Annotated in this window: 17 protein-coding genes; 9 read left to right on the top strand and 8 right to left on the bottom strand. The window is 39.8% G+C overall.

What is annotated here, in order from left to right:
- Positions 1-46: 46 nt before the first annotated feature.
- Both GD597_RS14405 and GD597_RS14410 read right to left on the bottom strand, forming a co-directional pair.
- A complete protein-coding gene (locus tag GD597_RS14405; protein ID WP_171608586.1) occupies positions 47-979 on the bottom strand; it encodes a UbiA-like polyprenyltransferase in 933 nt (310 codons plus the stop codon).
- Between the two features lie 33 nt (positions 980-1,012).
- The gene (locus GD597_RS14410; RefSeq protein WP_235954310.1) at positions 1,013-1,552 is read right to left on the bottom strand and encodes an RNA methyltransferase; all 540 of its coding nucleotides are present in this window, start codon (positions 1,550-1,552) and stop codon (positions 1,013-1,015) included.
- Positions 1,553-1,756: 204 nt separating this feature from the next.
- Between GD597_RS14410 and GD597_RS14415 the strand changes: the two genes are divergently transcribed.
- From GD597_RS14415 to GD597_RS14455, 9 genes are all read left to right on the top strand, one after another.
- On the top strand, positions 1,757-2,218 hold the full coding sequence (locus GD597_RS14415) for a GNAT family N-acetyltransferase (protein ID WP_171608587.1): 462 nt from the start codon (positions 1,757-1,759) through the stop codon (positions 2,216-2,218).
- A gap of 24 nt (positions 2,219-2,242) precedes the next feature.
- Positions 2,243-3,193 (top strand): hypothetical protein, encoded by a 951-nt coding sequence (locus GD597_RS14420; protein ID WP_171608588.1) that lies wholly within the window; start codon positions 2,243-2,245, stop codon positions 3,191-3,193.
- Positions 3,194-3,579: 386 nt separating this feature from the next.
- A complete protein-coding gene (locus GD597_RS14425) occupies positions 3,580-5,508 on the top strand; it encodes an ATP-binding protein (protein WP_171608589.1) in 1,929 nt (642 codons plus the stop codon).
- 3 nt (positions 5,509-5,511) lie between these two features.
- Positions 5,512-5,907 (top strand): response regulator, encoded by a 396-nt coding sequence (locus tag GD597_RS14430; RefSeq protein WP_171608590.1) that lies wholly within the window; start codon positions 5,512-5,514, stop codon positions 5,905-5,907.
- Between the two features lie 201 nt (positions 5,908-6,108).
- Positions 6,109-7,422, top strand: coding sequence for an amino acid permease (locus GD597_RS14435; RefSeq protein WP_171608591.1), 1,314 nt, complete (start codon positions 6,109-6,111; stop codon positions 7,420-7,422).
- Positions 7,419-8,300 (top strand): dimethylarginine dimethylaminohydrolase family protein, encoded by an 882-nt coding sequence (locus GD597_RS14440; RefSeq protein ID WP_171608592.1) that lies wholly within the window; start codon positions 7,419-7,421, stop codon positions 8,298-8,300. Before GD597_RS14435 ends, GD597_RS14440 begins: the two co-directional genes overlap by 4 nt.
- A 285-nt stretch (positions 8,301-8,585) precedes the next feature.
- Entirely contained in the window at positions 8,586-10,214 is a 1,629-nt protein-coding gene (locus tag GD597_RS14445) for an amidase (protein WP_171608593.1), read from the top strand.
- Positions 10,215-10,590: 376 nt separating this feature from the next.
- The gene (locus GD597_RS14450) at positions 10,591-12,444 is read left to right on the top strand and encodes a phosphoenolpyruvate carboxykinase (GTP) (protein ID WP_171608594.1); all 1,854 of its coding nucleotides are present in this window, start codon (positions 10,591-10,593) and stop codon (positions 12,442-12,444) included.
- Between the two features lie 284 nt (positions 12,445-12,728).
- Complete coding sequence (locus GD597_RS14455) at positions 12,729-14,405, top strand: putative transporter (RefSeq protein ID WP_171608595.1); 1,677 nt, start codon at positions 12,729-12,731, stop codon at positions 14,403-14,405.
- A gap of 216 nt (positions 14,406-14,621) precedes the next feature.
- Here the strand turns inward: GD597_RS14455 and GD597_RS14460 are convergent, their stop codons facing one another.
- The 6 genes from GD597_RS14460 to GD597_RS14485 form a co-directional block, all read right to left on the bottom strand.
- Entirely contained in the window at positions 14,622-16,157 is a 1,536-nt protein-coding gene (locus GD597_RS14460) for a S8 family peptidase (protein WP_171608596.1), read from the bottom strand.
- A gap of 200 nt (positions 16,158-16,357) precedes the next feature.
- On the bottom strand, positions 16,358-16,801 hold the full coding sequence (locus GD597_RS14465; protein WP_171608597.1) for a GNAT family N-acetyltransferase: 444 nt from the start codon (positions 16,799-16,801) through the stop codon (positions 16,358-16,360).
- A 26-nt stretch (positions 16,802-16,827) separates the two neighbouring features.
- Positions 16,828-17,619, bottom strand: a complete 792-nt coding sequence (gene speB / locus GD597_RS14470; protein WP_171608598.1) for an agmatinase — start codon at positions 17,617-17,619, stop codon at positions 16,828-16,830.
- A gap of 17 nt (positions 17,620-17,636) precedes the next feature.
- Positions 17,637-18,053 (bottom strand): OsmC family protein, encoded by a 417-nt coding sequence (locus GD597_RS14475; RefSeq protein WP_171608599.1) that lies wholly within the window; start codon positions 18,051-18,053, stop codon positions 17,637-17,639.
- Positions 18,054-18,234: 181 nt separating this feature from the next.
- On the bottom strand, positions 18,235-20,169 hold the full coding sequence (locus tag GD597_RS14480; protein ID WP_171608600.1) for a gliding motility-associated C-terminal domain-containing protein: 1,935 nt from the start codon (positions 20,167-20,169) through the stop codon (positions 18,235-18,237).
- A gap of 323 nt (positions 20,170-20,492) precedes the next feature.
- Entirely contained in the window at positions 20,493-21,812 is a 1,320-nt protein-coding gene (locus GD597_RS14485) for a vanadium-dependent haloperoxidase (protein ID WP_171608601.1), read from the bottom strand.
- Positions 21,813-21,836 lie beyond the last annotated feature (24 nt).

Genomic DNA, 21,836 nt, shown 5'->3' on the forward strand with positions numbered 1-21,836 from the left:
ACACCGCTTGCGTCGCACTCTTGTACAATATAACCACATGCAGCATTTATAAAACCAGTAAATCAGCAATTACCAAAACCCCAAATACCACGCTGGCAATACCATTCGCCGTCATAAATGCAATATTTACCTTGCTAAGATCATTGGGCTTTACCAAGGAATGCTGATAAAACAACATACCTGTAAATACAGCAATACCCACCCAATATAACCAGTGAAAACCACCATATACACCGGCGGCTATTACACAAACCGCACTTAACAAATGCAAGACCTTTGACACCCGCAAACCGCCCGACTTACCCAATACTGCGGGTATAGAATAGAGTTGTTGCGATTGGTCAAACTCCACATCCTGAAGGGCATAAATAATGTCAAACCCACTTACCCAAAAAATAACCGCCAGTGAAAAAAGCACGGGCAATACATCAAACTGCCCGGTTATTGCCAGGTAGGCACCAATGGGCGCTAACGATAAACCCAACCCAAGCACCAGGTGACACAACGGTGTAAAGCGCTTGGTATAACTGTAAAACAGCACCACAAACAAAGCCACCGGCGATAAGTAAAAACAGATGCTATTGATAAAAAAAGTTGCTGTTATAAATAATACGCAGTTCAATATTACAAACCTTAAAGCACTACCGGGAGCAATAATACCTTTAGGTATTTCGCGTATGGCGGTGCGTGGGTTTTTTGCATCAAAGCTTCTGTCTAAATAACGGTTAAATGCCATGGCGGCACTACGGGCCGTTACCATACAAATAAGTACCAGTAAAAACTTAATAATAAATTGGTTGGTAGTAATAGTAATCAGCTCTGTATTAAAATGAAGTCCGGGCACCGGAGAAACAGCCTGATCCTTTACAAAAAAATTGGTTTGCATAACTCCTAAAAAAAATCCAATCATAGCAAAAGGCATGGCAAAAATGGTATGGCTAAACTTTACTAAACTCAGGTAATCTTTAATTTTACTCATAATACTTGTTCATTTTATACAGTAAACCCAAAATTAAACTCCAGCAATAATCCTGGGCTCGGCCAGTTTCCAGAATATGATTCCCGCTGCTACCGAAATATTTAGCGAATGTTTCATTCCCAATTGAGGTATTTCAATACAGCCATCGCAAATTTTCAATACTTCGCTATCTACCCCTTCTACTTCGTTTCCAAATACAACAGCAATGGGTTGATCTTGTTGCAAATGAAAGCTTTCTAATGAAATACTCCCCACGGCCTGTTCTACTGCATATACCTTATACCCTTTTTGCTGTAATTGCTGTACAGCTTCTATTGTATGGGTAAAATACAACCAGTCAACCGATTCGGTAGCGCCAAGCGCCGTTTTATGTATATCCCGGTGTGGTGGTTGAGGCGTATAGCCACATAAACAAATGGCTTCCAGCAAAAAAGCATCGGCGGTTCTAAATACGCTACCTACATTGTGCATGCTGCGTATATTATCCAGCACAGCCACCACAGGTGTTTTGGCAGCTTGCTTAAATTCCTGTACCGTTTTACGGCCCAACTCATCCATACTTAGTTTACGCATATGGCAACCCGCTTACAATTCTGTTGATTAATAATGGCGCAAAAGTAACTGATACAATTTTATTGGGGCCTATTTGATGCCCAGTATATAATTTGCAGCCTTTATTGGCGTTTATCATTTGCCCAATATGGCGATGCTGTACAAGTGTGCGACGCAAGTAAAGCCCAATAACGGCAATTTGCCGGGACAATAAAAATTAGCAGTATGATACATTGGACATGCACCCCTTTTAATGCGCTTAGCGTTACAGAATTATATGAAATTATGCATTTACGCTGCGAGGTTTTTGTGGTAGAGCAAAACTGCCCTTATCAGGATGCTGATTATAAAGACCTGAAATGCGATCATCTTTGTGGCTGGGTAGATGGCAACCTGGCAGCTTATGTTAGGCTGGTACCTCCCGGCGTTTCTTATACAGAAATGAGTATTGGCAGGGTAGTAACATCGCCCAAATACCGCAAAAATGGGCTGGGCAGGCAGTTAATGACCAAGGCAATTGAACTTTGCATATTAAATTATGGTGAAAAAAGCATTCGTATAGGAGCACAACAATATTTAACGCAATTCTATGATTCTCTGGGCTTTAGGCAATGTAGCGACATGTATTTGGAGGACAATATTCCACATATAGAAATGCTTTACCATGCGCGGGAACAGAATATTTAAGTATTTTGCACCTAACCAGAAAAATTGAATACATCCATTATTTTGATGATGACCCATAAAAAAACAATACCCATAATATTTTTTTGCAGCCTGCTTGTATTAGCGATGCCTTCTTTTGCCCAGAAATGGAATTATGATGGCTTATCGGATATTACCGGGCTTGCAGAAATTAATGTTAGCGCCGGTGCCAGCAGCTTTTTAGGCGATATTGGCGGCAACAAAGGTGTTGGTGGCTCTTTTGTAAAAGACTTTAACCCTAAAACTGTTCGCCCTTTATTTGGGGCATCTGCAACTTTACACTTAACCAAATGGGCTGCCGTTGAAGCTGGCTTTAATTTTACCCAGGTAAACGGTGCCGATAGTTTAATTAATAATACAGGAGATCAGGAACGCTGGCGCTATTATAGAAATCTCAGCTTCAGGTCGCCAATTGCCGAGGGCTATATTGGTGCTGTTTTTTATCCAACCATGTATTTTGAAAAAAAATTCGAGCTTAGAAGTCTTGTACCATTTGTTGGTGTTGGCATTGGCATTATGCATTATAAACCGCAAACACAATTAAATGGCAGCTGGATAGATTTACAACCCCTAAGTTTGGAAGGGCAGGGCTTTCCGGAATATCCAGACAGGCTGCCTTATAAATTAACCAGCATGTATATTCCGGCAAGTGTGGGGGTAAAATATTATGTAAACAATCAAACCGCTATTTCTACCGGCTTTACCTTTAGATTAACCACTACCGATTATATTGACGATGTGAGTACAACCTATATTGACCCCAGTTTATTCGACCTGCATTTAACACCCGAAAATGCTATATTGGCCAAACAATTATATTCCCGCTCCCTTACCCCATGGAAAGTAAAGCCAGATATTGAAAAAGCGAGCAGTAGTAATAATGACAGCTATTTCAATTTTTTCCTTACCCTAAGTTTCAGGCTAAAGGGCGATGATGGTTACAATGACCCCCGTTAATTTTTTTTTTGAGCCCGGCTTAAGGTTATCTATGTAGCTATACTTGCGTCGCACACTGCAGGGTTCTGCATGCTGCTCAGCCAAATACATTGGTAAATAAAATTCCCGCATTTGCGAAACCTACAAATTATTTATTTATGTAATACTAGCTGCCATGCATTATGTAGTACAAGTGTGCGACGCAAGAAAAGCAGATTTAGGTAACTACTGCCGGGCCAATTGTAATAAAAATGTATATTATGGCTAAAATATTTATATTTTAGAGCGTTATATTCTTTCAATTCTTTTATCTTTAAAAATGTTTATTCAACTCTCTGATTAAAAAAATACCGAATCCGATATCCAGCCTTTTATTTTTACCAATAAAATTAAAATATAGCTGATACATGAGAGCAAGCCCTTTGCCTTACAATGAGTCTGAACGTATTGAAGCATTATACCGCTTAAATATTATTGATACGCCTGCAGAGCAGGATTTTGACGACCTCACTGTAATGGCCTCTAGTTTATGCGATACACCTTATTCATTAATTACTTTTGTAGATAAAGAAAGGCAATGGTTTAAAGCTAAAACCGGAATAAATATTACAGAAACCCACCGCGATATATCTTTTTGCGCTCATGCTTTACACAGCAGTGAAACATTTATTGTAGCCGATACTTTAAAAGATGAAAGGTTTATTGATAACCCATTTGTAGCAAATGAACCTAATATTCGTTTCTATGCAGGCACACCAATTGTTACAGATGATGGCTTTATTTTAGGTACTTTATGCGTATTGGATTCTAAACCAAGAACATTAAGCGATAAACAGATTTTTTATTTACGCACCCTGGCTAATCAGGTTCAAAAATTATTACAATTAAGAAAGATTGTTAACACATCTGCCTATAAATTAAATGTTTACCAAAACGGCACTTCAGACGCTGTTTTTTTGTTAGATAAGCATTTGCACATTCAGGATTTTAATAAAGTAACCAATGAATTTTTATGGCATAATCCTGACAAAATCATAAAAACGGGTGATTCTATCTTAAACTATCTGGAAAAAGAATATATACCGGTTTTTGAGACAAATGTAAAAAAAGCATTGGCGGGTGAGGAAATGCGTTTTGAATGCCGCATACGTCATGAAAATAATTATTTATGGTGGGCTATCACCTTTTTACCAGTATACAACCAGTTTAAGGAAATTACCGGCGTGGTGCATACAGCCACCAAAATAAATGAAAGAAAAAAAGCAGAAATAGTTTTACAGGAAAACGAGCAATTACTGCAAAACATTTTCAAATCATCACCTGTAGCCTTACTTATTTCCAGGTATAGCGATGGGCTGGTGGTAATGGTAAATGAGGCATTAGCCAAAATTGCACTTTCAACGCCAAATCAGCTTATTGGTAAATTAACCAAAGACTTTTATACCAACCCCGAGCAAAGAGAGGATATTATAGAGACCTTAAATACAAAAGGATTTATCAAGAACAGAGAGATTGAACTAACCCGTTCAAATGGGCTTTCATCACCTTGTTTATTATCTTCAGAAATTATTACCTGGAAAGGGGAGAAAATGATTATGTCGGGCTTTGTAGACATCAGCGAAATAAAGTTTACAGAAATGGAGCTGAACAAATCCCTTAACATGGTAACAGAGCAAAATAAAAGATTATTGAATTTTTCTTATATAGTTTCTCACAACCTGCGTTCACACGCCAGCAATATCAAATCTATTGTAAGTTATCTGCAGGAGCCGGGACGGGAGGAAGAGAAAAAAGAAATGATAAAACACCTCAGCAGTGTCTCGCATGCATTAGATGACACCTTGCACAACCTGAATGAAGTGGTATCCATTCACAATAATACCAATCTCATCTTTGAAAACCTGGATATACATACTTATGTAAATAAAGCTATAGAATTAATCAGCCCGCAGATAGAACAAAAGGATGCGGTTATACATAATCTGATTCCAGAAAATACCACCATTAATTATAACCCGGCATATCTTGAAAGTATTATTTATAACTTTTTGTCTAATGCCGTAAAATATGCCAGCCCCGGGAGGCAACCACATATTACCTTAAACACTTACTTCCATAATAATAAATTTGTACTGGAAATTGCAGATAATGGAATTGGTATAGATTTAGCCCGAAATGGAGACAAGCTATTTGGTATGTATAAAACTTTTCACGGGAATGCAGATGCAAAAGGTATTGGTCTTTTTATTACAAAAAATCAGGTTGAATTTATGGGTGGTAAAATTGAAGTTGACAGCACATTAAATAAAGGCACCACTTTCAAAATATATTTTTAATGTATGGCAGAAACTATCTGGATTGTTGATGACGATTTTATTTACTCTTTGCTTATAAAAAAAGATATTGAGCGCCTGCAGCTAAGCAAAAACATACATCAATTCCAAGATGGCGAGAAAGCTATGCAAACCATAGAAAATCACCTCGCAGCATCGCAGCCTTTACCTGATATTATTTTGCTCGACATAAATATGCCGGTAATGGATGGCTGGCAGTTTCTTGACAACTATATTCACAAAAAATATCATCTGCATCTGCATAGCCATGTGTATTTGGTAAGCTCCTCCATTTCTATTCAAGACAAGCAAAAAGCCCTGGGTTATAAGAATATTAAAGGGCATTTAATAAAGCCCATCTCGCAGGATACACTGGTTACTATAACCGGTAGCTTTCGCTAATCGCTTATTTATTGTATACGGGTAATATGGCAATATTTATTTATTGCATTGAAGATGGTTTCTTCAAATTATCAGGATGTGAATTGTTCGACTACATTATGCTACCCCTACATTTTTTGTTACTAAAACCATGATTATTGATACTGCTGCATTTATACTATCTTAACAGCTAAAAATTCATCACACTTTTAAAGGGCAATTTTGGCAAAAACAAATCGCAAACTGGGTTTATATACCAGCACCTCGCTGGTGGTGGGTAATATGATTGGCGCCGGTATATTTTTAATGCCTGCCACACTTGCCACTTATGGAACTGTTGGAATTGCTGGTTGGTTGTGTGCTGCAACCGGCGCTATATTACTGGCAAAAATCTTTAGCAACCTTAGTAAAATAATGCCCTTAGCCAATGGTGGCCCCTATGCTTATAGCCGGGAAGGTTTAGGCAATTTTGCCGGTTTTATTGTAGCCTGGGGTTATTGGATATCTGTATGGTGCACCAACGCTGCCATAGCTGTTTCTCTGGTAAGTGCATTGAGTACATTTTTCCCGGTATTGGCTACCAGTTCAATTGCGGCAATAGGTACAGGACTTTCAGCTATATGGTTACTTACTTACATAAATACCCTGGGTATTATCACCTCAGGTATAGTTCAACTATTTACCACCATTTTAAAAATCATTCCTTTGCTGGCGGTTGGTATTGCGGGTATTTTTTTTATAAACACACATCATTTCCCCGCATTTAACACCAGTAATACCAGCACATTTACAGCCTTAACCAATACTACAGCACTTACGTTCTTTGCATTTCTGGGCATGGAATGTGCCACAATTCCTGCCGCCAATGTGGCAAACCCAACTGTTACTATTCCAAAAGCCACCATGCTGGGTACACTACTTACTACTTTTATCTATATTCTTTGCAGCGTAGTAATGATGGGCATTATACCTGCTGATACACTCAGCCATTCTGTTACACCTTTGGCAGATGCTGCTGTTATTATATACGGACCTTACGCTGCCTATTTTGTAAGTGCTGGTGCTGCCATTGCTGCATTTGGCGCTTTAAATGGCTGGATTTTAATTCAGGGGCAGGTACCTGCAGCTATTGCCACAGATAAATTATTTCCCGCCATTTTTAAACAACAAAATAAAAAAGGGGTTCCGGCTACCGGAATTATTATTGGCAGCATACTTGTATCTGTTGTTATGACAATGAATTATACCAAAAGTCTTGCCGATCAATTCAAATTCCTGATTCTTTTAACTACACTAACCGTACTGGTGCCCTACCTGCTATCAGCTACTGCCTATGTAATTCTTGAGTTAAAACAAAAAAAACACCCCCCAGCCAAAACATTTAAAATAATGCTGCATGGGCTGCTGGCATTTACATTTTCATTGTGGGCGGTGGCCGGCTCTGGAGAAGAAGTGGTGTATTGGGGGTTTATACTACTTATGGCAGGCATCCCCTTTTATGCATGGATTATTATACAACAAAATAAAAAACTATGAATACAACAGCGCATTCAGAATATGCCAGGTTGCAAACAGTTTATATAAAAAGTGCGGCAGCGGCTTTTATCAGTAACGAACATATAGCACAACACTGGCAAACGCTCAACTATCTTTCTCAGCCAGATATAACAAAATCCATTTCCGAGTATAAGGCTTTTGAAAATATTTTCACGTCAAATAATATTGAAGTAAGGTACTTCCCTGAGAATGCAACCGTAAACATGGATTCTATTTATTGTCGCGATGCTTCTATTGCCACCAATTACGGTATTATTTTATGCAATATGGGTAAAGCTGCCCGTAGCCAAGAGCCACTGGCACAATTAAAAACCTATGCCGCCAATTGCGAACATGTTTTGGGCAGTATCATTGCACCCGGCACCATCGAAGGCGGCGACCTGGCATGGCTTAACGAAACTACTTTAGCGGTAGGAAATACCTATCGCACCAACGAAGCAGGTATTAACCAATTAAAAGCATTGCTAACACCCAAAGGTATAAACATCAATACCGTTCCTTTGCCGCACTATAAAGGTCCATCAGATGTTTTTCACCTGATGTCTATTTTAAGTCCGGTTGATAAAGACCTGGCCGTGGTTTACTCGCCCTTAATGCCAATTGCTTTTAGAAATTATTTGTTGCAAGTAGGTTACCAGCTAATAGAAGTGCCAGATGCAGAATTTGACAGCATGGGTTGTAATGTATTGGCAATTGCACCGCGCAAATGCGTGATGGTAGAGGGTAATCCGCAAACTAAACTAGCCCTTGAAAAAGCTGGTTGCGAAGTAATTGTATACAAAGGCGATGATATAAGTGTTAAAGGCGGAGGCGGACCTACCTGCTTAACCCGTCCGCTATTAAGATTGGCAGAATAATGTAGCAGGCAGCCGATAAATAATTGGGCTTTACTTGCCACGCTCGGTTCAGGGTTCCTCTTTTATGGCATCAGCAATAAAGGCAATAAGAAATTAGATTTTGTAATAAAAAATTTGATTATAGTTTACAGCATAATCCTATAAAAGCTATTGCTGCCATGTGGATGAAAGTAAAAGAGTGCGACGCAACTAAAGCCAAACTGAATATCTAAAGCCGGGTTCATAAACATTTTATACATTCAATTCATTTGGATAGTAACTTACTCAATAAATAAAAGTGAATGTATGAACAGAAGACATTTTCTTAGAAACGGATCTTTGGCCAGCCTGGCCGTTGGATCTCTAACTGTAGCCTCTTGTAACGAAGTGGCCACTGAAAAAAAGGAACCAACAAAGCTTACAGACGATGTTTTTAAAGATGATTTTGAATTGAATGAAGTAACGATTGAGGTGCTGCAACAAAAAATGCAATCTGGTGAACTTACAGCAACATCCATTACCAAATTATACCTTGACCGTATTGCAGCAATTGATAAAAGTGGCCCTAGTTTAAATGCAGTTATTGAACTAAACCCGGATGCCATAGCTATTGCTGAAGCTATGGATAAAGAACGTAAATCTGGCAAGGTAAGAGGCCCCATGCATGGAATACCTGTTTTAATAAAAGACAATATTAATACCGCTGATAAAATGATGACTACGGCAGGTGCATCTGCCCTAACCGGCAATATTGCCGCCACCGATGCATTTATTGTACAGCAATTGAGGAGTGCTGGTGCAGTATTGTTAGGCAAAACCAATTTAAGCGAATGGGCTAATTTCAGATCGGAAAGATCTACCAGCGGGTGGAGCAGCAGGGGCGGGCAAACCAAATGCCCTTATCGCTTAGACAGAAATCCATCAGGTTCCAGTGCCGGAACGGGCAGCGCTGTTGCAGCTAATTTATGCGCAGTTGCCATTGGCACGGAAACGAATGGCTCTATTATATCGCCTTCGTCTGTAAATGGAATTGTGGGTATAAAACCAACTGTAGGTTTACTAAGCAGAACAGGTATTATTCCTATTTCTGCCACACAGGATACTGCCGGCCCCATGGCAAGAACCGTTAAAGATGCTGCCATATTTTTAGCTGCCTTAGCAGGTGTTGATGAAGCGGATGCAGTTACCAGAAACAGCATGGGGAAAGCTTCTAAAGACTATTCCGCCTCATTGGCAACAAGTACACTTTCAGGTAAAAGAATTGGCGTAGAACAATCTTTTCTTCACGGCCATGAAGGCGTGGTTCAATTATATAAGAATGCAATTGAAACATTAAAGGCCCAGGGTGCTATTATTATAGAAACAGACCTGATGAAAAGCATTAATGACATTGAAGGTGAATATGATGTTTTACTCTACGAATTTAAAGATGGAGTAAACAAGTACTTATCTACAGCTACAGCACCGGTAAAATCTATTGAAGAGGTGATGGCATTTAATAAAAAAAATGAAGCCACGGCCATGCCATTTTTTAAACAGGAAATACTGGAAAAAAGTAATGCAAAGGGCGACCTGTCCAGTAAAGAATATACCACTGCCTTACATAATATACTGCAATCCCGGGGTATCATTGACGCACTATTGAAAGAACATCAGTTGGATGCTATTGCAGCAGTAAGTAATGGTGTTGCCTGTTGCATTGACCTTATAAACGGAGACTACGATACCGGCTTTTCGTTTTCTACTCCAGCAGCTATTGCAGGCTACCCGCATATTACCTTACCTATGGGTATGGTACATGATTTACCTGTTGGTATTTCCTTTATGGCAGGCGCATACCAGGAACAGGCTATTATAGATATAGCTTATGTATTTGAGCAGGCAACCAAACACAGAACAAAGCCAGGTTTTATAGCTGCGGCCAGTATGGGATAAATTTGTTTATAGTAAGCATCATAGGCAAACAATAGTTTACAATAACATAATCTGTAAAAGAATTATTACAAAAAAAATAGCCTTATATTAAATTGTTAGATGAATATTCTTTTTTGAAATAAAGTACCAAAATTCAACAAATATTTTTTTTTATCATGTACGATTAATCATGATAAAACATGATATTCCTCATGTTTTAGGGGTGCTGCCGATTCTACTTTTGTCATGTACTACAAATGATAAGGCAATATTTAATCAACTGCTTCCCGGAATAACACTAAATCTTAAACTTCCACACTATATCCCGGGCAATAGCCTGAAATTAATTTGCAATATCATTTCATATTATTAGATTTAAATATATAATTAGTTTTTTATGACAAAAATTTCATTCCCGCTAATTAGCAACACTTCAGACAAAACAGAACTGCAACATTGGGTAGAAACTATCGCAAATCATACTGAAGCAGACAAAGTATATTGGTGCAACGGTTCAAAAGAAGAATACGATACAATTTGTAATTACCTTGTTGAAAAAGGCACATTTATAAAATTAAACCAAGAAAAAAGACCAAATAGTTATGCCTGTTTCAGCGATCCCAGTGATGTTGCCCGCGTAGAAGACAAAACTTTTATCTGCAGCCGTAGAAAAGAAGATGCCGGCCCCACTAATAATTGGATGGATCCATCTAAAATGAAACAAATTCTAAATGATCTTACCAAAGGTTCTATGCATGGCCGTACCATGTACGTAATTCCATTTTGTATGGGACCAGTTGGTTCACCTTATTCCCGTTACGGTGTACAGTTAACCGATTCAGAATATGTAGTGGTAAACATGTATATAATGACACGCATGGGAGATAGTGTTTTACCTTATATACACGATACTGAATATGTAAAATGTTTTCATGCATTAGGCGCACCGCTTGAAGAAGGCCAGCAGGATGTTAAATGGCCCTGTAACCCAACCACCAAATACATTTCACATTTTCCCGAAGAAAGGATGGTGATTTCTTATGGTAGTGGTTATGGTGGTAATGCGCTAATGGGTAAAAAATGTTTTGCTTTACGCATTGCCTCTGTAATGGGCCGCGAAGAAAACTGGCTGGCAGAGCATATGTTAATCATGGGTGTAGAATCTCCCAAAAAAGAAAAAACCTATGTAGCCGCCTCCTTCCCCAGTGCATGTGGCAAAACTAACTTTGCCATGCTTATTCCTCCAAAAGAAATGGATGGCTGGAAAATTACAACTGTTGGAGATGATATTGCCTGGATACATAAAGGTAAGGACGGTGGATTATATGCCATCAATCCTGAATCTGGTTATTTTGGCGTTGCCCCCGGCACTAACTATAAAACCAACCCAAATGCCATGGAGTCTATTAAAGCCAATACCATTTATACCAATGTGGCTTTAACTTCTGATGGTGACGTATGGTGGGAAGGTTTAACACCAACCGCACCAGAGGGATTAACCGATTGGCATGGTGAACCATGGGATCCTAACAGCGGCAAACCCGCAGCACATGCCAATTCCAGGTTTACAGCACCCGCTTACCAAAACCCAGCAGTAGATCCCAATTGGAACGACCCCAATGGTGTACACATAGAAGCTTTTATATTCGGTGGCCGCCGCAGTACAGTTATTCCATTGGTTTATCAATCATTTAACTGGAACTTTGGTGTATACCTTGCCGCCACAATGGGCAGCGAAATGACAGCAGCTGCCTTTGGCGAAATTGGTAAAGTAAGAAGAGACCCATATGCTATGCTGCCCTTTATGGGCTACAACATAGGCGATTATATCAACCACTGGCTACAGTTTGGCCGCGATATTCCAAATGCGCCACGTATATTCAGCGTTAACTGGTTTAGAAAAGACGAAGACGGCAAATTTATATGGCCCGGTTTTGGCCAAAACATGAGGGTTTTACAATGGATTGTAGAACGTGTAAAAGGCAATGCCTCTGCAGTAGAAAGCCCTGTGGGCTGGGTACCACGATACGAAGACATGTCATGGGAAGGATCTGATTTTACCAAAGACGATTTCACTAAAATCATGACAATCGACCGTGAACCATGGAAACAGGAACTTCTCTCCCACGAAGAATTGTTCTCCCGTTTTTATGATAAACTGCCAAAAGAATTTTTCTTCATGAGAGAGCTATTACTCTCCTCTCTATGGCGCTCACCCGAACATTGGGGTCAGCAGCCAGAGCAGGCTTAAATATTTGGCAACCGGCATTCCTGGCAGTGCAAACGCCAACAGGAATAAGCATTCAAAAAGGAATGCCGGTTCACTTTTAATGCTGGTGCAAGGCTACGCATCATATGTTTCAAGTACCTTACATAAATAATATATATGTTTGGCCGGGCTTTTTATTACTATTCAACATCCTTGCGTCGCACTCTTGTACACCAAACCAACAGGCAGCAAATAAATAGTACCAAGCAGCCCAATCCAATACATCCTTTTTACACCAGCAATACCAATCATTTCAACTTTATATTATGAACTGGATTATAGAGCTGTTCAGCAACCATTCCTCACCAGCTTACATAATACTGGTATATGCCATTGTAATTTTCTCAGGCGTATTACTGGGTAAGTTGGGTTACAAAGGGTTAAGCTTTGGTATAGCCTGTGTATTATTTACCGGAATAATCATGGGCAATTTTGGCTTTTCCATTGATGAGCATGTGCTTGAATATATAAAAGATTTTGGTCTAATTTTATTTGTATACACCATGGGCCTGCAAGTAGGCCCCGGCTTTTTTGCCTCACTAAAAAAACAAGGCCTTACACTCAATTTGCTGGCTATACTTTGCATATTCCTAAGTGTAGCGGTAGTAATTGTTATTTTCTTTTTAACTGATATACCTATACCATCCCTGGTAGGTTTAATGTCTGGCGCAGTTACCAATACCCCAGGCTTGGGTGCGGCCCAGCAAACCGTAAAAGATCTTGCTATTTTACATACCAATCTAAACAATATCCCATCTTTGGGCAGTTATTATGCCATTGCATACCCCGGCGGTGTAATTGGTATTATACTGGTGGTAATTATTTTAAAATGGGTGTTTAAAATAAATATCGAAAAAGAGAAAGCTGCTTACGAAGAAAAAACAAAAAGCAGTTCTCCCAAACCGGAAAAAATAACTTTAAGGGTAGAAAATCCTGCATTGGTTGGCAAAGCAGTTAAAACCATTTTCGATACCATTCAAACAAAATTTGTAGTTACAAGGATAATGCATAACAATGTAATTAGTCCCGGCACAAAAGATACCATTTTACACGAAAACGATTTTGTAAGAATTGTGGCCAATCCTGCTGATATGGAAAGGCTAAAAACCCTTATTGGCAGCGAGTGTAATGAAGACCTGTATAGTACAGATGTATCGCTGGTTACCAAAAAAATCAATGTTACCCGAAAGGAAGTGTGCACCCATCCCCTATCAGAGCTGGATGTAATTAACCACCACGGTGTTACCATTTCCAGGGTATTTCGTTCTGGTATTGAGTTTATTCCCAATGGCCACACACGCCTGCAATTTGGCGATATTGTAACCGTTATAGGTTACGAAAACCATGTGGATGAATTGGCCAAGGAATTTGGCAATTCTAAAAAACAACTCTCCGAGCCCAATATTGCCGGCTTATTTATTGGCATTGCCATTGGTGTTATTTTTGGCAGTATTCCATTGGCATTCCCTGGCATACCGGTTCCTGTAAAACTGGGTTTGGCTGGCGGGCCATTAATTGCCGCAATTCTTATTAGCAGGTATGGCAGCCTTTTCCCAATAACATCTTATGTTACACAAAGCGCCAATTATATGGTTAGAGAAATTGGTATTGTGCTATTCTTATCCAGCGTTGGGTTAAAAGCCGGACCAGCATTTGTACAAACCATCCTGTCATCGCAAGGGTTAACATTGGTTTTACTGGGCCTGTGCATTACCATCATTCCTTTGATAATTACCAGTCTGGTAGGTAAGTTTTTCTGCAAGCTAAATTTTCTGGAAATATTTGGTTTACTGGCTGGCGCTTCCACCGATCCTCCTGCATTATCGTTTACCACCAAAATGGTAGGCTCTGATGCACCGGCAATTGTATATGCCAGTGTATACCCGCTTACTATGTTTTTGCGCATTTTGGTAGCACAGATTATTATATTAATTTTTGTTTAGTTGTTTAATCTTATGTAAAAAGCGCAACAAGTTAATTGCTACTTGTTGCGCTTTTTTTATTTGTAGTTACTAGTATTTTTTGTTGCCATAAATGTGGAACCCTGAAAGGATTGCGACGCAAGCGGCGATGCCATTTGTACCTGGAGCCGGTATTAAAAACATAAAAAAAACCTGCCCGGTAAAAAGCAGGTTTAGTTGACTCATAAGCAAACATAATTAATTGGTAGCGGCATCAGCATTTAACTTGCCCCATCCATAATTTTTAGACTTGGTAGGGTAACCACTGGCAGTGGTAGTTAATTTATTTAAAACATCGTCTCTGGTAAAAGTTGGGTTCTTGCTCCAAACCAATGCAGCTATTCCTGCAGCGGTTGCCGTAGATACAGATGAACCACCTACCGTGGTAGGCACATCACCTGTCATAGCCGTACTAAGTGCATGTAAACCTGTTGATTGTTTTTCCATTACAATTACATAATCAATCTGTTTACCCTTATGACAATCGGCACAAGCATTTAATGCTGGTGCATCTTTAACACCTGTAATGGCCTGTACTTCGGTAAGGCTGGCAGGGAAAATAACACCCACAAAAAAAGCCGTCCAGCTAAAAGATGTACCCCCGGCACAAAACATTAATTTGCCTTTACCACTGGCATATTGAATGGCATCTTTAATTTGCCCGCTGCCGGTAACACGGCCAAGGCTCATGCTAATAATTTGAACAGTGCTATTGTCAGCAGCCCAGGTATAGGCATCGCTTACACCTTTTACTTCGCTGCTTTCGTCAAGATACACATCACGTGTGGCGCGGCAAATTACAAAATTGCAGTTGTAAGCAACACCACAGGCATTACCATCGGCACAACGCGGTGCAGCAACTGCCCCACTCATAGCCGTACCATGGCCACAAGGGTCATCAGAACTTATTTCTCCAGGCAACGTAAACATTTTTTCAATAGTTCTGCCCGATGATAATCCCTGATTAAACTCGCTGCCCAAATTAGCCTGATCGGGGCTTACACCACTATCAATCACCATTACTTTTACTCCGGCACCGGTTGATTTTGTCCAGGCATTTTGTATGCCATGGTATGTATAATTCCAGGAAACTTTAGCATTAGGACTTACTACTGAATAATCAGACCCAGCTAAAAGGCTGGTATTGCCATTATAACCACCGCAACCACTACCTCCGCCAATACCGCCTGAAGCCAGTGCAGCTTCGTTATCAAACTCTTTAATAGGATCGTATCCCATGGGTTCGGCATACCGTACCAATCCACTTTTACGTAACAATTTCAGGGTTTCAATACTGGTAATTTTTACATCAATAACAGGTAATACCTTTTCCTTCCAAACTTCCATATTTTCAATGCGAATTGAAGGGTTAAATTTACGTTCACTGTTATAAATCAATTGCATCACCTGCTGTTTGGCTGCAGACCATTTTGCATCGTTTATATTAATGGTGTGCAGGCGGTTTTCAATGCTTTTTTCCTGTAAAGGTTTATAGCCAACCGCAATAATATTATCAGTGCTTTGCATTGCTGTCCATACCATTTCATCGCTGGCATCCTTCCAGTTAAAATAGCCTGTTTGCTGAAACTGATCTTTAATATATTGGTTTAATTGCAACTGACTGCTTTTCAAATCCTGCGCATCTGCCGATGCAATGGCCTGCTGATCTTTTATGTTTTTTGAGCAGGATAATAATACTATACAACAGCCTGAGAGGGCTAAAATTTTTTTCATAATGCAATTTTTTGGGGATTGAACAATGAATATAATAACTAAACCCAGATACACAAAAAAAGCAGGCGCCTTAAGCCAATTTATAATCATTTCTTAAACCAGCTACAGATGAGAATAATGATTAGCCGGTCTGCATAGCAGGCATTTAGCTGCCGTTGCGTCGCACTCTTGTACTGTTTAACCCTATGCAGCCAGAATTATTACAAACCAAAGGTGTAAAAAAATTCGTCAGATTTGATCCAGCCGTTTTGCTCGTATAAGGCCTGCGCCTTGGTATTATCCGGGGCCGTTTCCAGCAGCAGCCATTTGCTTTGGGTATCGCGTCCAAATGTTTTAGCCGCATTTAGCAATGCCGTACCAGCACCTTTGCCTCTTGCAGCGGTATGCACAAATAAATCGTTCAGCAACCAGGCACGTTGCATACTTACTGAACTAAAAATGGGGTATAACTGAGTAAAACCTACTGCCGTTTCATTATCAAATGCTATAAAAATAACACTTTCATTAAGCGTAAGCCGGGCAGTTATAAACGCTAAAGCGCCTTCCATATCTGCCGGCTGGCCATAAAAAATCCTGTAGGCATTAAATAAAGGAGTTATTTTATCTATATCATCCAAACAGGCCCGGCGAATAGTAATGGGCATATGCATTATTTTAATTTGGCTAAATATTATACCATTATAGCAATAAGTTCTTTTAGCAGTTTATACGCCACCATGGCCGTCATATTATGTACATCACGGGTTGGGTTATATTCCACTATATCTGCACCCACTACAGGCACTTTAATATTTTGCAATAGTTGCAATAACTGTCTGGTAGATAAACCACCCGGTTCGTGATGCGATACACCTGGTGCAAATGCAGGGTCTAACACATCCAAATCAAGAGAAACATACAATGGGCCTTTTATTGCATCTATACATGCCGGTGTGAAATCTTTCATCGCGGTAATATGTACACCAAAACGCTTTGCCTGCTCCCTTTGATGGGTATTAAGTGTTCTTATGCCTACCTGAGTTAAAGATTGTGCTAATCCCGCTTCCATAATTCTGGCAAAAGGCGAAGCATGTGAATATGGATTATCATCAAAATTATCATACAAATCAGCATGTGCATCTATGTGTAAAATATGCAAATCAGGGTATTGCTTTGCATAAGCTGCAATTATGGGGAAACTAATAGAATGGTCGCCACCCAAACACAATAATTTATCATCTGGCATTAACTGCGTAGCTACAAAGCTGTGTATTGTTTCATAAGCCGCAGCAGGGTTGGTGTTGGCAAAATTAATATCGCCCATATCGTTGTAAGTCACTCCATTCAACACTTCCAATCCATTTTCGGCAAATGCATTTGCCGATCCATCAATATCCATCAGCCTTATTCTTCGTGGTGCATACGAAGATCCTTTTAAAAACGAAGAGTTAGCATCGAATGGAATGCCTGCAACTTTTATCATGTAATTACTTTGCCGGTTTATAACAATTCAGCTTCCAAAGTAATTTCTGCATTCAGCAATAAGCTTATAGGGCAATTGGCTTTTGCTTCTGCAGCAGCAGCATCAAATTGTTCTTTACTAATGCCTGGTATGGTAGCTTTTAACACCAAATGAGAATTGGTAATAGCACCTTTAGCAGTATCCAGATTAATAACGGCCGTCACATCCAATGTATCAGGAGTAAAACCAGCAGCACCCAAAACAAAACTAAGTTTCATGGCAAAACAGCCTGCATGTGCGGCGGCTATCAACTCTTCAGGATTTGTACCAATACCTTCTGCAAAACGTGAGTTAAAAGAATATTGTGTTTTATCCAGTACGGTACTTTGAGTGGTAAGGTGTCCGTTACCCTCTTTACCAGAGCCGTTCCAAACGGCAGTTGCATTGCGTTTCATGAGTTATTTGTTTAGGTGTGTAAATTACAAACAGAAATGCTTTAAAAAACTAATTTTCCCAAAAAAGCAAATACAAACTGTAATATATTTTGTGTGACCGGGCAGTAAAATTTTATGGCATCATCACTTGCGTCGCACACTTGTGCACTATAACAATGAGCATCTTTAAACAGCCTAAATATTAATGCAAAAGCATAACAGATCCCTGCTTAATAATTCTTCTACCCTGCGGGCTAAGTAATTCTACCCTATACACATAAGATCCCGTTGGCTGCACCATGCCTTTATATGTTCCATCCCAGGAGCTATATTTATCTTTTGAGGTATACATTAGCTGGCCCCATCTGTTATACACAATCATTTGTACAATAGCATAATTGTCTAATGGCAGCACCTGAAACCGATCATTAATGCCATCACCATTTGGGGTAAATGCTGTAGGAATAAAAATATCACTATACACTTTTACCAGCACATCATCTGTTGCAGCACCACAACCCACATTAGAAAAAACCGATAAAGTATACAATTGATTCTCTGTAGGAAAAGCCAATGGCTGTACTGCATGCACATCACTTAAAAAAAGCGATGGTGTCCACTCATAACTAACGGAAGTACCTTTTACCGCAGCACTTAAAACAGCGGTATCACCGGCAAGAATTACCTTATCAATTCCTGCATTGGCTACCGGGTTTCTATATACATCTATTTTAAGAAAAGCAGAATCTTTACAACCAAAAGAATTGGTAACAACCACTTTATATTCTGTTGAATCGGTTGGCCTTGCAATTGGGTTTGCAATTGCATCATTAGACAAACCGGTTGATGGAAACCATTTAAAGCTATCACCATCTGTTGCGGTTGCACTCAATTGCTCGCTTAACCCCTCGCAAATTGGGTAAGTTGGTTCAGTATAAATAGTAGTGCCCGGGAATATTTTCAAATAAAAACTATCCAGCGATACACAACCAAAATAAAAGGTTTCTTTTAAGGTATACAATCCTGTATCCGCATATTGTAGCTTTGGTACCACAGATGCTGCAAGGGTGGAAGAATAACCTCCAACACCTGTCCATAACACCTGCAATGCTGATGGATCTGCCACAGGCAATGCCAAATTTTTATCTAAACAACCTATTAAATCCTGCGGTGGATTATGGGGCGGCAGGGGATGAATATCGGTATGTATGCCATTAGAAGCTATACGGCAATTAAGGGAATTAATGCTACCTCTCTCTGCCATTACCATTCTATAATCAACAGATCCGGTTAATCTTCTGGGTATGGCATAGATAGTTGTAGTTTCACCCGGAATATCTACCCAGGTTTTACCAGAATCCAAACTACTTTGCCACTGTACCGCAGGATCAGCAAAACCGGTTGAATAAGCGCCTTCCAAAATAAAAGGATTGGGATAATCTGCACAAACATTACCTGGTTCGGTGCTGCCATCTAATGTAATGTTTACTGCCGGACCACAACTGCGAAAAGTTATATCATCCAGTACAAATCCACTACCGCAACCCGGTTTTGGATTGGTAGTAATACTAACAATTACCTGCTCAGTATTTGGTGGTGTGCTAATGGCTACACCATATTGTTTCCATATTCTGTCAAAAGCCGTGGGTATATCTCCTGTATTGGTAGTTCCAAGTAGGGTACCATCCAGTGTAGTAACTGTAAGGGTTAAATTGGCAAGCACTGACTGACCGCCACAGGTAATACTTTGCATGGCATTAGAAATCCAGGCCGAAAATACATAGTTTGTATTGGGGCAAAGATTTTTAGCTGTATCTGTATAAACGGTACCCGCTGTATTCTCTGCATTAACCAGCATATAATTACCGTTTAAATCACGGGTATGATCACCAATCATTTGCAGCCAGGTACGGTCGGGCCCACAACCAAAAATAAAGCTGCTTATTAAATATTGGCCTTTACCCGGGCAGCTGCCTGCAACATCATAAGTAGTGGCATGGGGTGGCATTACAAAAGCCCTGCCAGCACCAAAGGTTTGATTAATAACGGGATCTCCTAAATTGCCACTGCAAAACTGCCCCTTCGATATAAAGGAAAAGCAAAAAATAAAATATGTTAGCAGTACAAAAAACCTCATCGTTAATTAGTGTTGCGCAAATGTTTTATGTAAAAAATCTAAATTCAATAAAAGTGTATGAGGCATTAAAATACCAGCTGATATATGCATGGCAGCATCGTTGCGTCGCAAGCACTTTTACTGCATCACAATATTTGGCTGCAGGTGCAATATCGATTATTATCTTCAATATTGTATTGCTTGTTTGCCCAATGCCTATTCTACAGATGAACGGATTGCGACGCAAGAATGATACATCAGGGCTTTGCAGCTGGTATCATTTTAGCGGTTATACTGCTCAAAAATACAAGTGACATTGTGCATATCTAGTACCTGCACTATTACTACCTCATCCCCAGTTTTGTTAACAGGTTATTGCCTACCATTGCGCCACGCGCCAAACCTGTATCGAGACTTGGCCTGAAATGTATACCACCGTATAAACGGCTTACCGATGCTTCTGCTGCGGCCTGTTTGAAGGAAGTAAAATCCCTTGTCATGCCAATATAGGCAGAATCGCTGTTATCGTGAAAGGCAAAATTATCGCCAAAAAGCTTGGTTAATACGGTAGCCGCAGACGATGTAATGGTACTGTGACCACTGGTATACTCTGGGAATGGCGGCGTTTGCAGGTAAGAATTCCATGCTCTGTCGAACCAATTATTAATTACCGTTATGGGGCGAACATATTCATAACTAAATTTAGCATCCCAGCAGCTTATAAAACCATCCAGCAGGGCAATGGAGGTAAGGCAATACGCCTGTGCCGTTTTAACCGCATCTGCATTAGATGTACGGCAGGCAATGGCGGTTATACCCATCCAATGGCCACCTGGTGTAATTTTTTTGTTGGCAAACATTAAGTGGCCGGCGTGCTGCATTACAAAAGGGTTATCATCCCAGTAACTGGCTATAGTTTTTTCTGAATCTGATAAGTTAATGCTGGTATTGTATGCTTCTTTTACCATTTGGTAAAAAGGGCTGGTAGTATCTTTACTATAAGGGAATGGTGGCGCCGGGCGAAACTGTGAAGCAGTGTCTAATGCAAATGGTTTTATTAAGCGCCAGTATGCTTCGGTTCCATCAAAATAATCCGGTGGGGTAGGTTGCCATTTACCATCAATATAACTGCCCAGGTATTTTGGCATACCACGGGTTTCTTTATACATATCTTTTTTTGCACGTACCAAAATGGTTTTACCAATGGTATCTCCAAAGGCAATAGAACGTTCGTATACTTCCTGTGGTATTTGCTGCTTAAATACGTTTTCAATAGAGTCTTCGTAATGATGCAGTACGGTATCAGAAAAAATACGGATTTTAAATGCAACAGTACAAAATGCTTTGGTGGCTGCTAATGTATAGTTATACTCCTTATCCTTTTCTGGCTGTGGCATGGTGGTAAAACCATTCAGCTTTTCTGCAATAGAAGGCGTACCTGGTGCTGCATAGCGAATGGCTTCGTAAGATGCCAATGAAGTATAGGCATAAATACGGGAAGCCACCGGTGGTGAAAATACATCGTAGATAATTATTTGAGTTAGCTGGTCTTCGTTTTGGTGCAACACTTCTGCATCATTTATTACTATGCTTTTTTTCTGATCGCAACTAAACAATATGGTGCTGCAAATAAGCAGCTGCAATACGCTAAGAAACTGTTTCATGAACTACTTTTTAAAAGTGTAATA

Source organism: Limnovirga soli, from assembly GCF_013106755.1.
In the GTDB taxonomy this organism is placed as follows: domain Bacteria; phylum Bacteroidota; class Bacteroidia; order Chitinophagales; family Chitinophagaceae; genus Limnovirga; species Limnovirga soli.

Coding starts and splice junctions, on each gene's coding strand:
- GD597_RS14430 (WP_171608590.1), top strand. CDS start 5,512: ATGGCAGAAACTATCTGGATTGTTGATGACGATTTTATTTACTCTTTG.
- GD597_RS14460 (WP_171608596.1), bottom strand. CDS start 16,157: ATGAAAAAAATTTTAGCCCTCTCAGGCTGTTGTATAGTATTATTATCC.
- speB (WP_171608598.1), bottom strand. CDS start 17,619: ATGATAAAAGTTGCAGGCATTCCATTCGATGCTAACTCTTCGTTTTTA.
- GD597_RS14425 (WP_171608589.1), top strand. CDS start 3,580: ATGAGAGCAAGCCCTTTGCCTTACAATGAGTCTGAACGTATTGAAGCA.
- GD597_RS14465 (WP_171608597.1), bottom strand. CDS start 16,801: ATGCCCATTACTATTCGCCGGGCCTGTTTGGATGATATAGATAAAATA.
- GD597_RS14475 (WP_171608599.1), bottom strand. CDS start 18,053: ATGAAACGCAATGCAACTGCCGTTTGGAACGGCTCTGGTAAAGAGGGT.
- GD597_RS14450 (WP_171608594.1), top strand. CDS start 10,591: ATGACAAAAATTTCATTCCCGCTAATTAGCAACACTTCAGACAAAACA.
- GD597_RS14415 (WP_171608587.1), top strand. CDS start 1,757: ATGATACATTGGACATGCACCCCTTTTAATGCGCTTAGCGTTACAGAA.
- GD597_RS14405 (WP_171608586.1), bottom strand. CDS start 979: ATGAGTAAAATTAAAGATTACCTGAGTTTAGTAAAGTTTAGCCATACC.
- GD597_RS14410 (WP_235954310.1), bottom strand. CDS start 1,552: ATGCGTAAACTAAGTATGGATGAGTTGGGCCGTAAAACGGTACAGGAA.
- GD597_RS14455 (WP_171608595.1), top strand. CDS start 12,729: ATGAACTGGATTATAGAGCTGTTCAGCAACCATTCCTCACCAGCTTAC.
- GD597_RS14480 (WP_171608600.1), bottom strand. CDS start 20,169: ATGAGGTTTTTTGTACTGCTAACATATTTTATTTTTTGCTTTTCCTTT.
- GD597_RS14440 (WP_171608592.1), top strand. CDS start 7,419: ATGAATACAACAGCGCATTCAGAATATGCCAGGTTGCAAACAGTTTAT.
- GD597_RS14445 (WP_171608593.1), top strand. CDS start 8,586: ATGAACAGAAGACATTTTCTTAGAAACGGATCTTTGGCCAGCCTGGCC.
- GD597_RS14485 (WP_171608601.1), bottom strand. CDS start 21,812: ATGAAACAGTTTCTTAGCGTATTGCAGCTGCTTATTTGCAGCACCATA.